9 protein-coding genes are annotated in these 13,871 nt (G+C 62.0%); all 9 read left to right on the top strand.

The annotated features are described in order from the left end of the window. Positions 1–40: 40 nt before the first annotated feature. The 9 genes from GV818_RS13325 to GV818_RS13285 all read left to right on the top strand — a co-directional run bounded on the left by GV818_RS13325 (position 41) and on the right by GV818_RS13285 (position 13,864). Positions 41–1,213: an amidohydrolase gene (locus tag GV818_RS13325; protein ID WP_161757307.1), complete on the top strand. Its 1,173-nt coding sequence runs from the start codon at positions 41–43 to the stop codon at positions 1,211–1,213. Between the two features lie 88 nt (positions 1,214–1,301). After that, positions 1,302–2,741, top strand: a complete 1,440-nt coding sequence (locus GV818_RS13320) for an amidase (protein ID WP_161776754.1) — start codon at positions 1,302–1,304, stop codon at positions 2,739–2,741. A 174-nt stretch (positions 2,742–2,915) separates the two neighbouring features. Then, the gene (gene nspC, locus GV818_RS13315; protein ID WP_161757309.1) at positions 2,916–4,013 is read left to right on the top strand and encodes a carboxynorspermidine decarboxylase; all 1,098 of its coding nucleotides are present in this window, start codon (positions 2,916–2,918) and stop codon (positions 4,011–4,013) included. A 29-nt stretch (positions 4,014–4,042) separates the two neighbouring features. Continuing rightward, the gene (locus tag GV818_RS13310; protein ID WP_161776753.1) at positions 4,043–5,287 is read left to right on the top strand and encodes a saccharopine dehydrogenase family protein; all 1,245 of its coding nucleotides are present in this window, start codon (positions 4,043–4,045) and stop codon (positions 5,285–5,287) included. Positions 5,288–5,572: 285 nt separating this feature from the next. Further along, on the top strand, positions 5,573–7,312 hold the full coding sequence (locus GV818_RS13305) for a dipeptidase (protein WP_161757311.1): 1,740 nt from the start codon (positions 5,573–5,575) through the stop codon (positions 7,310–7,312). A gap of 269 nt (positions 7,313–7,581) precedes the next feature. Continuing rightward, entirely contained in the window at positions 7,582–7,923 is a 342-nt protein-coding gene (locus GV818_RS13300; RefSeq protein WP_161757312.1) for a hypothetical protein, read from the top strand. Between the two features lie 99 nt (positions 7,924–8,022). Beyond that, a complete protein-coding gene (locus tag GV818_RS13295) occupies positions 8,023–9,279 on the top strand; it encodes a TolC family protein (RefSeq protein WP_161776752.1) in 1,257 nt (418 codons plus the stop codon). After that, positions 9,276–10,745, top strand: coding sequence for an efflux RND transporter periplasmic adaptor subunit (locus GV818_RS13290; RefSeq protein ID WP_161776751.1), 1,470 nt, complete (start codon positions 9,276–9,278; stop codon positions 10,743–10,745). Before GV818_RS13295 ends, GV818_RS13290 begins: the two co-directional genes overlap by 4 nt. Then, entirely contained in the window at positions 10,742–13,864 is a 3,123-nt protein-coding gene (locus GV818_RS13285; RefSeq protein WP_161776750.1) for an efflux RND transporter permease subunit, read from the top strand. Before GV818_RS13290 ends, GV818_RS13285 begins: the two co-directional genes overlap by 4 nt. Positions 13,865–13,871 lie beyond the last annotated feature (7 nt).

Raw genomic sequence — 13,871 nt, 5'->3', positions numbered from 1 at the left:
CAACTGTACATCCACCTGGAACAAGGAATCCGTTGTGAACATGACCCCTCTGCAAGACCAACTGCAAGCCGGCAACGAGCGCTTTGTGAAGATCCGGCGCACCATCCACGCCCATCCGGAGCTGGGTGAAGACACCCTGGACACCGCAGCCCTGGTCACCGGCCTGCTCGAAGGCTGGGGCTATGAAGTCCACACCGGGGTGGGCGGCAATGGCGTGGTCGGCGTATTGCGTCGCGGCTCGGGCACCAGGACCCTGGGCCTGCGGGCAGACATGGATGCCTTGCCGATCATAGAGCGCAACGGTTTGCCCTGGGCCAGCCAGCGCGCCGGGGTGATGCACGCCTGCGGTCATGACGGCCACACCGCCACCCTGCTGGCAGCGGCCGAACAGTTGGCCCTGCACGGCGAGTTCGACGGCACGCTGAACCTGATTTTCCAACCGGATGAAGAAGGCCTGACCGGCGCCAAGCGAATGATGGCCGACGGACTGTTCCGACGCTTCCCCTGCGATGCGGTGTACGCCTTCCACAACATGCCGGGGTTTCCCGTGGGCTACGCGATCATCAAGAGCGGCGCCGTCATGGCCTCGTCCGAACGGGTCGGCATTACCCTGACCGGCAAAGGCGGGCATGGCGCCATGCCGGAGCGCGCCATCGATCCGATCCCGGCCCTGGCCGGCGTCATCAGCGCCCTGCAGAGCGTGGTCTCGCGCAACATCAGCGTCAACGATGCGGTGGTGATCAGTATCGGCAGGGTGCACGCCGGCACCGCCACCAACATCATTCCCGAATCGGCCATGCTGGAACTCAGCGTGCGCACGGTCGACCCGCTGATCCGACAACAGGTCGAGCAACGGATCCGCACCATCGTCGCAGGCCAGGCCGCTGCATTCGGGGTCACCGCCGAGATCGACTATCAATTGCTGGCACCGGTCCTGGTCAATACCGTCGCCGAGACTCAGCAGATGCTCGACGCCGCGCGCAAGGCCCTGGGCGACGAGAACGTGGTGGAGCAGGTGTCATTCAGGGCCATGGGCAGCGAGGATTTTGCCTGGATGCTGGATGAGGTACCCGGCTGCTATTTCGGACTGGGCAATGGCACGGGGGAGTTCAACGGCTGCTCGGTGCACAACGATCACTACGACTTCAATGATCAACTGATTCCCCTGGGCGCGGCGTGCTGGGTGGAGCTGGCCGAAGCCTACTTGCGCTGAAGCGCGTTGTTGTCAAGGGCGCCCGCCCCGGGCGCCCACACGTGGTTTTGTGCAGGCCCGGCCTGCACCCGCACATCAGGACACTGCCATGCCAAACGCTACCGCCATCGCCGACATGAGCGCCATCGAGCTGCTCACTCATTACCGTGACAAGCGTCTGTCTCCCGTGGAAGTCACCCTGGACGCTCTGGCCCGTATCGAGCGCTTCAACCCGCTGGTCAATGCCTATTGCTACACCGATCCCGAAGGCGCCCTGAGCACCGCACGCGAGTCTGAAAAACGCTGGTTGAAGGGCCAGCCCTGCGGCGCGCTGGACGGCCTGCCCACCTCGATCAAGGAACTGACGCCCACCCGGGGCATGCCCACGCGCAAGGCATCACTGACGATTGGCGCGCAAGGCCCCTGGGACGTCGACGCCCCCGTCACCAGCTTTATGCGAGAAGCCGGTGCCGTGGTGCTGGGCAAGACCACCAGCCCGGAGTTCGGCTGGAAAGGCGTGACCGACAGCCCGCTCTATGGTATCACCCGCAATCCCTGGGACACCCGCATGACCAGCGGCGGCTCCTCCGGCGGCGCGGCGGTGGCCGCAGCGCTCAATCTGGGCGTGCTGCACCAGGGCAGCGATGCCGGTGGTTCGATCCGCATCCCCAGCAGCTTCACCGGCACCTTCGGCTTCAAGCCGACCTTCGGCTACATTGCGCAATACCCGGCCAGCGCGACGACCCTGGTGTCTCACCTGGGGCCCATGACCCGCACCGTGGAAGATGCCGTGCTGTTCCTGCAGACCATCGCCCGCCCCGACCCGCGAGACGCGCTGCAGGGCGCGCCGCGCCATACCCCATGGTTGCCTGAAAGCACAGACCTCAAGGGCCTGCGCATCGCCTTCAGTGCAGACTTCGGCTATGTACAGGTCGATCCGCAAGTCGCCCGCCAGGTGGCACAAGCCGTTGCACGGCTGGAGCAACTGGGAGCGACCGTCGAAGCCATCGACCCGGGATTCGACGACCCGCTGCAACTGTTCAAGACCCTGATCTACGCAGGCGCCCAGGCACTTGCCGGGCAACTGGACGCGGCCCAGAAAGCCTTGCTCGATCCGGGCCTGCTGCGCGTTACCGAGGAATGCCGCCACATCACCCTCGCCGACTTCACCGCGGCCCAGGAAGCGCGGGCGGTCTTGATGGCCCACATGAACATGTTTCACCGCCGCTACGATCTGCTGGTCTGCCCGATGCTGCCGATCACCGCGTTCGAGGCCGGCCACGACACACCGCCCGGCAGCGCAATCGACGACTGGATGAAGTGGTCGCCTTTCAGCTACCCCTTCAACCTGACTCAGCAACCTGCGGCCTCATTGCCCTGCGGATTCTCGAAGGCCGGACTGCCCATCGGCCTGCAGGTGGTAGGCGCGCGATTCGCCGACGATCAGGTACTGCGCGTATGCCGGGCCTACGAGCGCGCATTTGCGACGCCCCATCCGCAGGCCCCCATGACCGGGGCTGCCACAGACCCGCAGCTTTCACCGGTGTAACCCAGCCGCACCGCCTGTATCCGGGCGGTGCGCCCCTCAAACACTGGCCACGCATCGGCCGCGAAAACAAGGAAGCAGACGGTTAGCGGGCGAAAATCCATTTCCGACCTTTCGATCTGCAGGCACTGAAGGCACAATGCGTACCTTTTTGGCTGGCCCTGCCGGAGTCCTGAAATGATCAAAACGCCGTACTACCTCATCGACAAACAGAAGCTGCTGGGCAACATGCAGAAGATTGCCTATGTGCGCGAGCAGTCGGGCGCCAAGGCCCTGCTGGCGCTCAAGTGCTTCGCCACCTGGTCGGTGTTCGACCTGATGCAGCAGTACATGGACGGCACCACCTCGTCGTCGCTGTACGAACTCAAGCTCGGCCGGCAGAAGTTCGCCGGTGAAGCCCATGCCTACAGCGTGGCCTGGGCCGACGATGAAATCGAGGACATGCTCGATAACTGCGACAAGATCATCTTCAACTCCATCAGCCAACTGCAGCGCTTCGCCGATGCCAGCGCCGGCAAGGTCCGCGGCCTGCGGGTCAATCCCCAGGTGAGCAGCTCGGACTACCTGCTGGCCGACCCGGCCCGGCCGTTCAGCCGCCTCGGCGAATGGGACCCGGCCAAGGTCGAAGCGGTCATCGAGCAGATCAGCGGCTTCATGTTCCACAACAACTGCGAGAACGACGACTTCGCTCTGTTCGACCAGATGCTGTCCACCATCGAGGAACGCTTCGGCCACCTGCTGCACCAGGTCGAGTGGGTCAGCCTCGGCGGCGGCATCCACTTCACCGGTGATGACTACGACGTCGACGCGTTCTGCGCGCGCCTCAAGGGCTTCTCCGAGAAGTACGGCGTGCAGGTCTACCTGGAGCCGGGCGAAGCGGCGATCACCCAGAGCGCGTCCCTGGAAGTGACCGTGCTCGACACCCTGTACAACGGCAAGCACCTGGCGGTGGTGGACAGCTCCATCGAAGCGCACATGCTGGATCTGCTGATCTACCGCCTGAACGCCAAGCTGGCCCCGAGCAGCGGCGAGCACAGCTACATGATTTGTGGCAAATCCTGCCTGGCCGGCGACATCTTCGGTGAGTATCAATTCGAACGTCCGCTGGCGATCGGCGATCGACTGTCGTTCGTCGATGCGGCGGGTTACACCATGGTCAAGAAAAACTGGTTCAACGGTCTGAAAATGCCGTCCATCGTTGTGAAACAACTCGATGGTAGTGTCGAAGTGGTTCGCGAGTTTGGTTTCGAAGACTATCTGTCCAGCCTTTCCTGAGCGGGCAGACACGAGGAGAAGTAAATAAATTGAAGAAGAATGTTCTTATCATTGGTGCAGGAGGTGTCGCCAAGGTGGTGGCCCACAAGTGCGCGCAGCACAACGACGAACTCGGTCGTATTGCTATCGCGTCGCGCAACATCTCCAAATGCCAGGCCATCATCGATAGCGTCAAGGCCAAGGGCAGCCTCAAACAGCCCACAGCAATCACCGCGTTCGCCCTCGACGCGCTGGACATCGAAGCGACCAAGACGCTGATCCGCGAGACCCAATCGCAGATCGTCATCAACGTCGGTTCGCCGTTCCTCAACATGTCGGTGCTGCGTGCCTGCATCGATACCGGTGCGGCCTACCTGGACACCGCGATTCACGAAGAGCCGGGCAAGGTCTGCGAGACTCCGCCGTGGTACGGCAACTACGAGTGGAAACACCTCGAGGAGTGCCAGCAGAAGAACGTCACCGCCATTCTCGGCGTGGGCTTCGATCCGGGCGTGGTCAACGCCTATGCGGCCCTGGCCAAGCAAGAACATTTCGACCGCATTGATTCGATCGACATCCTCGATGTCAATGCCGGTTCCCATGGCAAATATTTCTCGACCAATTTCGACCCGGAAATCAACTTCCGCGAATTCACCGGACAGGTGTGGAGCTGGCAGAACAGCCAGTGGACCAGCAACAGCATGTTCGAGGTCAAGCGCACCGACGACCTGCCGGTCGTAGGCTCGCAGAACCTGTACCTGACCGGCCACGATGAAGTGCACTCGCTGTCGAAGCACCTCGACGTGCCCAACGTGCGCTTCTGGATGAGCTTCGGCGAACACTACATCAATGTGTTCAACGTGCTGAGGAACCTGGGCCTGCTTTCCGAGCAGCCGGTGAAGACCGCCGAAGGCCTGGAAGTGGTGCCACTCAAACTGGTCAAGGCCGTGCTGCCTGACCCGGCGTCACTGGCCCCGGGCTACACCGGCAAGACCTGCATCGGTGACCTGGTCAAAGGCACCAAGGATGGCCAGCCGCGCGAAGTCTTCATCTACAACGTGGCCGACCACGAAGAAGCCTACGCCGAAACCGACAGCCAGGGCATTTCCTACACGGCCGGCGTGCCGCCAGTCGCGGCCGCCTTGCTGGTAGCCCGTGGCGAGTGGGACGTGCAGCGCATGGTCAACGTCGAGGAACTGGCGGCCAAGCCGTTCCTCAAGGCACTGGACCTCATGGGCCTGCCAACCCGGATCAAGGACCAACACGGCGACCGTCCGTGGGACGTCGCGCCTTGATCTAGCCGCCACAGCGGGGCGTGCCTGAATCGGCGCGCCCCGCTCCAGGTACCCCCTGCCCGGCTCACTGCAGCCATTTCACAGGGCTCTCGCGCCTTGCAGAACCGCTCTGGCCTCCCCCGCCCCGGGGCAGTCTTTCGTTTGTGCGTCGCTTTTGCATTTCTGTGCGACAGTTGCCACTTCGGGGTCTCCCGCAGTACTCCTTCGTAGTGTTAGCTTGGGAAAGTTTCTGTCTGATTCCTCAGACACTTCCTACCCACTGCCTGCAAAGGAATGCCCTCTACAATGGATTTCTCACTCAAGCAACTGGCTGCGGCCACCCTGGTGCTCGCCAGCCTGTCGTCCTTCACCAGCACCGCCCAGGCCAACATCACCCCGCAACAGAGCGCGGCCATCCTCAAGACCTTCAGTGACGCCTCGGTCAGCGACTTCCGCCAGTTCCTCGGCGACCTGGGCAAAAGCCCACTGGCCAAGACCAACAATCTCGCGCCGACGATCAACGCCTTCCTCGCCGACCAGAGCCTGTCCGCCGAACAGCAGAACGAGATCCATCGCCTGCTGGGCCTGTATACCCGGATCAAGTACGGCAAGGCGGCCACCCAGACCCTGAGCGAAATGGTGGCCATCCCGACCTTCCAGGTGGAGGGTGTGCCCCAGCACGAAAACCCCGAGTTCATCAAGATCGCCGACAAGATCAAGGACCTGGCCCAGGCCTTCGACCTGAAGTTTCGCAACATCGACAACCGCGTCTATGAAATCGCCCTGGACGGCAAAGGCGATGAGCTGGTCGGCATCCATGCCCATGCCGACGTCGTGCCGGTAACCCCGGAGAACTGGGTGCTGAAGGACGGCACCCGCCTCGACCCGTTCAAGGTCACGCTGATCGGCGACCGCATGTATGGCCGCGGCACCGAGGACGACAAGAACGGCATCGTGGTGACCCTGTACGCCATGAAGGTGATCAAGGAAGAGAAGCTGCCCTTGGCACGCAACTTCAAGCTGCTGGTGGACACCACCGAGGAAACCAGCGGCGACGCGATCCCCTACTACTTCGAACACAACCCTACCCCCAACTACAACCTGGCGCTGGATGGCGGCTACCCGGTAGTGATTGCCGAGAAAGGCTACGGCACGGTGATGGCGAGCTTTGCCCGGCGTCCCGCAGAAGGTAAAGGCGCGGAGATCACCGCACTGACCGGCGGCCTGGCCACCAACCAGATTCCGTCGGCCTCGGTGGCCACCCTGGTCACCGACCAGCCCGCCGCACTCGCCGCCAGCCTGCAGAAAGCCGGCAGCGACTATGCCAAGCGCAATGGCGGCAACTTCGAAGTCAGCGCCAAGGTGGTGGGCAAGGAGGTCAAGCTGACCGTCACCGGCGTCTCCGCCCACTCCTCCGAGCCCGAGACTGGGGTCAACCCGGTGGCCCGTGCGCTGGACCTGATCAACAGCCTCGACGGCAAGGTTGCCCTCAAGCACAACGAAATCACCGACGCCGCCCGCTACGCCGCCGACAACTGGGGCCTGGACTACCTGGGTGGCAAATTGGGCATCGGCTTCTCCGACACCTTCATGGGCCCGCTGACCACTTCCCTGACCTATGTCGGCATGGACGACAAAGCGTTCAAACTGGCAGTCAACCTGCGGGTGCCAAAAGGCAAGACCCCGCAAGTGCTCAAGACCGAGATCACCGACAAGCTGGATGCCTGGAGCAAGCAGACCCACGTCGCCGTGAACTTCGACACCTCCATCGCCGAGCCGATGTACCGCAACCCCGAGGGTGAATGGGTCAAGGCGCTGCTGGCCGTGGCCAGCGAAAACCTGGACATGGCGCACAAGTTCGGCACCTCCGCCGGCGCCACCTCGGTGCATCAACTGCCCAATGGCGTGCAGTTCGGCCTGGCTCGGCCTGAGGTCAAGTACACCGGCCACACCGACAGCGAGTTCAAGACCGTCGACCAGTTCCTCCTCGACCTGCAGATCGTCACCGAGATGATGGGCCGTATCGGGCAGTTGCCCAAGCTCTGATTCACGCTCGGACCCGCCGTGCTGGCGGGTCCGCTTCGTTGAGCGAGTTGATCGGTGGCGAGATCGAACAGGCCGTTCGGTTGACGGCACAGAGGTCAGTTCCGGGCGACGAGCAGCCTTGGAATCGGCGGGTTGGAAGCCTATATTCCGGGTCGATAATCCTGACTTAATGCAAGTTCAGCCTGATTACACGAACTGAGCCCTTCGACACGCCATCCACGACTCATGTCACATGCCAAGAGTCACTTTCAACGACTACACTCCAGCCCATGAAACGCATTCTGCGGTTATGCCTGATCTTCATGCTCAGCCTGGCGCTTCCCCTCAGCGGGATGGCGGGCGTGCAAGCACCGACAGAGCCGTGCCCGATGAAAACCCTGGGTATGTCGATGATGGACGGCATGGGCATGGACTGCTGCCATGAGATGAAAAGCCTTGCCGATCACGGCAAGCCTTGTAAGCCGGGCCAGGAATGCAAGACCGGTGGCATGCTTCAGGTCTCCCTCATCAAGCCCCCCATCAGCCTGTTCAGCCCAATCGTGTTGCCGCTACTCAGCGACGCCCTCCCCGTGCAAACCCCGCCAGGGGTGTGGCGACCGCCGCGCGTTTGATTCCTGTACCGCCCTGAACCTCATTCCGCGTCAGCGGGATGGCATGGCTGTGCGCCTGTCTCATGACGCGCGCAGTGGCTCATCACAGGAATCGTAGACATGAACTCCAAGTGCTGTTGCACAGGCTGGTCCCTCGTGGCTGGCTTGGCGGCTAGCGTGCTGGCATTGCCGACACTCGCCGCCGCGCTGACACTCAATGAAGCATTGCGGCTGGCCGAAAACGATGCACCGTCGCTCAGCGCACAAGACGCAAAAATCCAGGCGGCCAGCAGCGCGGCCATTCCCGCCGGGGAACTGCCTGATCCGAAGTTGTTATTGGGCGTCCAGAATTATCCGATTGGCGGACCCGAGCGCTGGAGTGTCAACCAGGATTTCATGACCATGCAGATGGTCGGCGTTCGGCAAGAGATGCCCAACAGTGACAAGCGCAAAGCCCGCGTCGAGGTCGCCGATGCGGCCGTTGATCGAGCGACAGCCGAGCGGCAAGTCGAACGCTTGAAAGTCCGCCAGTCGGCGGCCTTGGCGTGGATCAGCAGCTACTTCGTTGAGCGTAAAGATGCACTGTTCCAGGACTTCTACCAAGAAAACCGTCTACTGAACGATACCGTTCGCGCGCAGATTGCCGGGGGTCGCGCGCAACCTGCCGATGCGGTTGCACCCAGGCAGGAAGCGGCCCGACTAGCGGAGCAGCAGGATGATCTGAGCCGCCAGCGAGCTCAAGCCCGGGCCGCTCTCAAGCGCTGGATTGGTCCGGCCGCCAATGATCGACCTGAAGGCCGACTGCCTGAGTGGCCTGTCGAAGCATCCGGCTACGCACATAAGCTGCAGCATCACCCTGAACTGGCAGCGTTTGCCCCGATGACCCGCGAAGCACAAGCCAAGGTTCGCGAAGCCGAGGCGGAAAAACAGTCTGACTGGAGTTGGGAGCTCGACTATCAGCATCGAGACCGGCAGTTCGGCGATATGGTCAGCGTTCAGCTTTCATGGGATCTACCGCTGTTTCCCGGCTCCCGCCAGAACCCCAGGATTGCCGCCAAGCACGCCGAGCTCAGGCAGATTGAGGCCGAGCGCGAAACCCTGTTACGCGAGCATACCCAGCAACTTGAGGAACAACTGGCGGACAGTGAACGCCTCAAGCGTGCCGTGCGCAGAGGCCAGGAGAGCCTGGTACCGCTGGCCAGGGAAAAGGTCGCACTGAGCATGGCCAGCTACCGTGCCGGCAAAGGCGACTTGATTGCAGTGGTCGCGGCCCGCCGCGAACTCATCGAAACGCGCCTCAAGCTGGTTGACGTCGAAGAACAGCAGGCGCTTAGCAGCGCTCGCCTGTATTACACCTATGGAGAGCCCACTCAATGAGCACAGCAAAATGGCAAAGCGCTGTGCTGTGCATGCTCTCGGCGGCCTTGGGAGTCGCCGGGGGGCTCTGGTGGACAGCGTCGCGAATGGGCGAACAAGCACCGAATCCACTCCCCTCAAACGCTCGCATGCCGTTGTATTGGTATGACCCCATGTACCCGCAGCAAAAATTCGACAAGCCGGGCAAGTCGCCGTTCATGGACATGCAATTGGTTGCGCAGTACGCCGACGCCAAGGCGGACACTGCGGCGCTGCAGATTGATCCGAGCCTGACTCAGAATCTCGGTATGCGCCGCGCGAGTGTCACCCGTGGCGGGTTTTCCTCAAGCCTGGAGGTGGCCGGTGTATTGACCTTCAACGAGCGAGACGTTGCCGTCATTCAGGCCCGCGCTGCAGGTTTTGTTGAGCGGGTCTATGCCCGTGCCCCTGGCGATGTACTCAAGGCCAATGCCGCCTTGGCGGATATTCTGGTACCAGAGTGGGCGGCGGCGCAGGAAGAGTTCCTGGCCCTGAAGCGCCATGGCGATGCTGCTTTGCTGGCGGCGGCACGCCAGCGATTGCAGCTTAGCGGGATGCCTGCAGCACTGATCGCCCAGGTCGAGCGCAGCGGCAGAGTCCAACCGATCCTGACCCTTGCCAGCCCTATCGGGGGAGCGCTTCAGGAGCTGAACGTGCGACAAGGCATGACCGTGGCCCCAGGAGCGACACTGGCCCGCGTCAATGGCTTGAGCAGTGTCTGGCTGGCCGTGGCCGTTGCGCAAGCGCAAGCGGGATCCATCGCCATGGGAGAAACCGCCGAAGCCCATTTCCCGGCGTTTCCAGGAGAATCCATCAAGGGTGTCATCAGTGCGATTCTCCCGGATACCAACCCTGACAGCCGAACACTTCGCGTGCGTATCGAACTGCCCAATCCACAAGGTCGTCTACGGCCGGGAATGACCGCGCAGGTCAGTCTGCATCGTTCAACCGAGCAAAGTGTGTTGTGGGTGCCCAGTGAGGCTGTCATTCGCACGGGCCGGCGGAGCTTGGTGATGCTGGCCGAAGACGCTGGCCGCTATCGCCCGGTAGAGGTGCAGCCAGGGCCCGACAACGACGGCAAGACGGTGATTTTGAAAGGCCTGGAAGAAGGCCAGCAGGTGGTGAGCTCCGGCCAGTTCCTGCTCGACTCGCAGGCAAGTCTCAAAGGCATTGTTGCAAACTCGCTGGAAGTCTTGCCGTCCGTTGCAGCCGCCCCTTCCCTGCATGAGGCGCAGGGTCAGATTGTCGCGATCGACGACAGACAAGTCACTCTCGCCCATGGCCCTTTCAGAACCTTGGGCATGCCTGGCATGACCATGACCTTGCCCCTGGCCAATCCAGCCCTGGCCCAGGATCTCAAGGCGGGCGATAAGGTGCGGATCGCGGTCAGTCAAACCGATGACGGTTTGCGTGTCGAGCGCTTGCAGCGTTCTGGGAGCCAACCATGATTGCCGCCCTTATTCGCTGGTCGGTGGCCAATCGCTTTCTGGTGCTGCTGGCCACGCTGTTCCTCAGCGCCTGGGGCGTCTGGTCGGTGCAGAGCACGCCCATCGATGCACTGCCGGATCTCTCCGATGTGCAGGTGATCATCCGCACTCCCTACGCCGGTCAAGCTCCGCAGATCGTTGAAAACCAGGTGACCTACCCGTTGGCCAGCACCATGCTCTCGGTGCCAGGAGCGAAAACCGTGCGCGGCTATTCGTTTTTCGGCGACAGCTTCGTGTACGTGCTGTTCGAAGACGGTACCGATATGTACTGGGCGCGCTCGCGGGTGCTGGAGTACCTGAGCCAGGTACAAAGTCGTCTTCCAGCCAGTGCCAAACCCGCCTTGGGCCCGGACGCCACCGGCGTTGGCTGGATTTTCCAATACGCCTTGGTGGATCGCAGCGGTGGGCATGACCTGGCGCAACTGCGGGCGCTGCAGGACTGGTTTCTCAAGTTCGAGCTGAAGACCCTGCCGAACGTTGCGGAAGTGGCAACCATAGGCGGCATGGTCAAGCAGTATCAGGTGCAACTCGACCCGCTGAAGTTGGCCAACCTGGGGATCACCCAGTCGGAGGTAAGCAATGCTATCGGCAGGGCCAACCAGGAAACCGGAGGGGCGGTGCTGGAAATGGCCGAGACCGAGTTCATTGTGCGAGCGTCTGGCTACCTGAAGACCCTCAATGACTTTCGAGCGATCCCGCTCAAGCTGGGCAGCGCGGGGGCACCGGTCACCCTGGGTGACGTCGCCACTGTCCAGCTGGGTCCGGAAATGCGCCGTGGCATCAGCGAACTTGATGGTGAAGGTGAGGCCGTCGGCGGTGTGATCGTCCTGCGCAGCGGCAAGAATGCTCGTGAAACCATCGCCGCGGTAAAGGCCAAGCTCGATGAACTGAAAAGCAGCCTGCCGGCGGGCGTGGAAATCGTCACGACCTACGATCGCAGCAAGCTCATTGACCGCGCGGTGGAAAACCTCAGCCACAAGTTGCTTGAAGAGTTCATCGTGGTTGCGTTGGTGTGCGGGATCTTCCTCTGGCACTTGCGCTCGTCGCTGGTGGCGATCATCTCCTTGCCGGTAGGTGTGCTGATCGCCTTCATCGTCATGCGCCAGCAAGGGCTCAACGCCAACATCATGTCCCTGGGTGGCATCGCAATTGCCATCGGGGCCATGGTGGACGCGGCAGTGGTGATGATCGAGAACGCCCACAAGAAGGTCGAGGCCTGGCATCTGGCCCATCCTGGAGCAGTACTGAAGGGTGAGCAGCACTGGCACGTAATGACCGAGGCCGCGACCGAAGTGGGACCTGCACTGTTCTTCTGCCTCTTGATCATCACCTTGTCGTTTATCCCCGTGTTCACTCTGCAAGCCCAGGAAGGACGCCTGTTCGGTCCGTTGGCGTTCACCAAAACCTATGCCATGGCTGCGGCGGCCGGACTGTCGGTGACCCTGGTGCCGGTGCTGATGGGGTATTGGATTCGAGGGCGGATCCCCAATGAACAGCAGAACCCACTCAACCGCTGGTTGATCCGCCTCTACCAGCCGGCCCTGGACGCCGTGCTGCGCCGGCCCGGAGTCACCCTGCTGGTCGCGTTACTTGTCTGCGTCAGTGCGTTGTGGCCGATCTCACGGCTGGGTGGTGAATTTCTGCCGCCACTGGATGAGGGAGACCTGCTCTACATGCCATCCGCCTTGCCGGGATTGTCAGCACAGAAAGCCGCACAACTGCTGCAACAGACCGACAGGATGATCAAGACCGTACCCGAGGTTGAGCACGTCTTCGGTAAAGCCGGTCGCGCAGAGTCCGCGACTGATCCGGCACCGTTGGAGATGTTCGAAACCACCATCCAGTTCAAGCCACATGAACAATGGCGCCCCGGCATGACCCAGGAAAAGCTGGTGCAAGAGCTGGACCGGGTGGTGCGCGTGCCTGGATTGACCAACATCTGGATACCGCCGATTCGTAACCGCATCGACATGCTGGCCACGGGCATAAAGAGCCCCATCGGCGTGAAGGTTGCCGGTACTCAACTCATGGATATAGATACCGTCACCCAGGCCATCGAACGAGCAGCCAAGGACGTGCCTGGGGTCAGTTCGGCTCTGGCCGAGCGACTGACCGGAGGCCGTTACATCGACATAGACATCGACCGCCAGGCCGCCGCCCGCTATGGACTGAACATCGCTGACGTGCAATCCATCGTGGCCGGGGCTATCGGCGGTGAAAACATCGGGGAGACCATTGAAGGGCTTGCGCGCTTCCCGATCAACCTGCGTTACCCTCGTGAGTGGCGTGATTCGCTCACGGCCCTGGAGCAACTACCGATCTATACCCCGCTGGGTAGCCAGATCACCCTGGGCATGGTGGCCAGGATCAAGGTCAGCGACGGAACGCCAATGCTCAAAAGCGAGAATGCGCGACCTTCAGGCTGGGTGTACATCGATGTGCGCGGTCGGGACATTGCCTCTGTGGTCGCCGACCTGCGTCGCGTTGTCAGTGAGCAGGTCACCTTGCAACCCGGCATGAGCCTGAGCTACTCCGGACAGTTCGAGTTTCTCGAACGGGCCAACGCACGCCTGAAACAGGTGGTGCCTGCCACTCTGCTGATTATCTTCGTGCTGCTCTACCTGACCTTCGCGCGCTTCGATGAGGCGTTGTTGATCATGGCCACGCTGCCGTTTGCACTCGCTGGCGGAGCGTGGTTTCTATATCTCCTGGGCTTCAACCTATCCGTCGCCACGGCGGTCGGTTTTATCGCCCTGGCCGGTGTTTCTGCCGAGTTTGGCGTGATCATGCTGCTCTACTTGAAGAACGCCTGGGCCGCACGAGAAGACCTCGGCGACAGCACTGAAAGCGGACTGCTGGCGGCGATTCGTGAAGGGGCGGTACAGCGTGTTCGCCCCAAGGCCATGACTGTGGCGGTGATCCTTGCAGGACTCTTGCCCATCCTGTTGGGCAGCGGTACCGGTAGCGAGGTGATGAGCCGTATCGCGGCCCCCATGGTCGGCGGCATGATCACCGCCCCACTGCTTTCTCTGTTTGTCCTTCCGGCCGCCTATCGCCTGATGCGCCGGCGATCCTTCTGAGCCAACG

It is taken from the genome of Pseudomonas sp. Fl4BN1 (assembly GCF_009908285.1).
Lineage (GTDB): Bacteria > Pseudomonadota > Gammaproteobacteria > Pseudomonadales > Pseudomonadaceae > Aquipseudomonas.
Note: the sequence above shows the minus strand (reverse complement) of the source record. Positions and strands in the feature narration are given on the sequence as shown.

Excerpts from the sequence above, each read along its gene's own strand:
- GV818_RS13325 (WP_161757307.1), top strand. The coding sequence starts at position 41 with ATGACCCCTCTGCAAGACCAACTGCAAGCCGGCAACGAGCGCTTTGTG.
- GV818_RS13285 (WP_161776750.1), top strand. The coding sequence starts at position 10,742 with ATGATTGCCGCCCTTATTCGCTGGTCGGTGGCCAATCGCTTTCTGGTG.
- GV818_RS13295 (WP_161776752.1), top strand. The coding sequence starts at position 8,023 with ATGAACTCCAAGTGCTGTTGCACAGGCTGGTCCCTCGTGGCTGGCTTG.
- nspC (WP_161757309.1), top strand. The coding sequence starts at position 2,916 with ATGATCAAAACGCCGTACTACCTCATCGACAAACAGAAGCTGCTGGGC.
- GV818_RS13300 (WP_161757312.1), top strand. The coding sequence starts at position 7,582 with ATGAAACGCATTCTGCGGTTATGCCTGATCTTCATGCTCAGCCTGGCG.
- GV818_RS13290 (WP_161776751.1), top strand. The coding sequence starts at position 9,276 with ATGAGCACAGCAAAATGGCAAAGCGCTGTGCTGTGCATGCTCTCGGCG.
- GV818_RS13305 (WP_161757311.1), top strand. The coding sequence starts at position 5,573 with ATGGATTTCTCACTCAAGCAACTGGCTGCGGCCACCCTGGTGCTCGCC.
- GV818_RS13320 (WP_161776754.1), top strand. The coding sequence starts at position 1,302 with ATGCCAAACGCTACCGCCATCGCCGACATGAGCGCCATCGAGCTGCTC.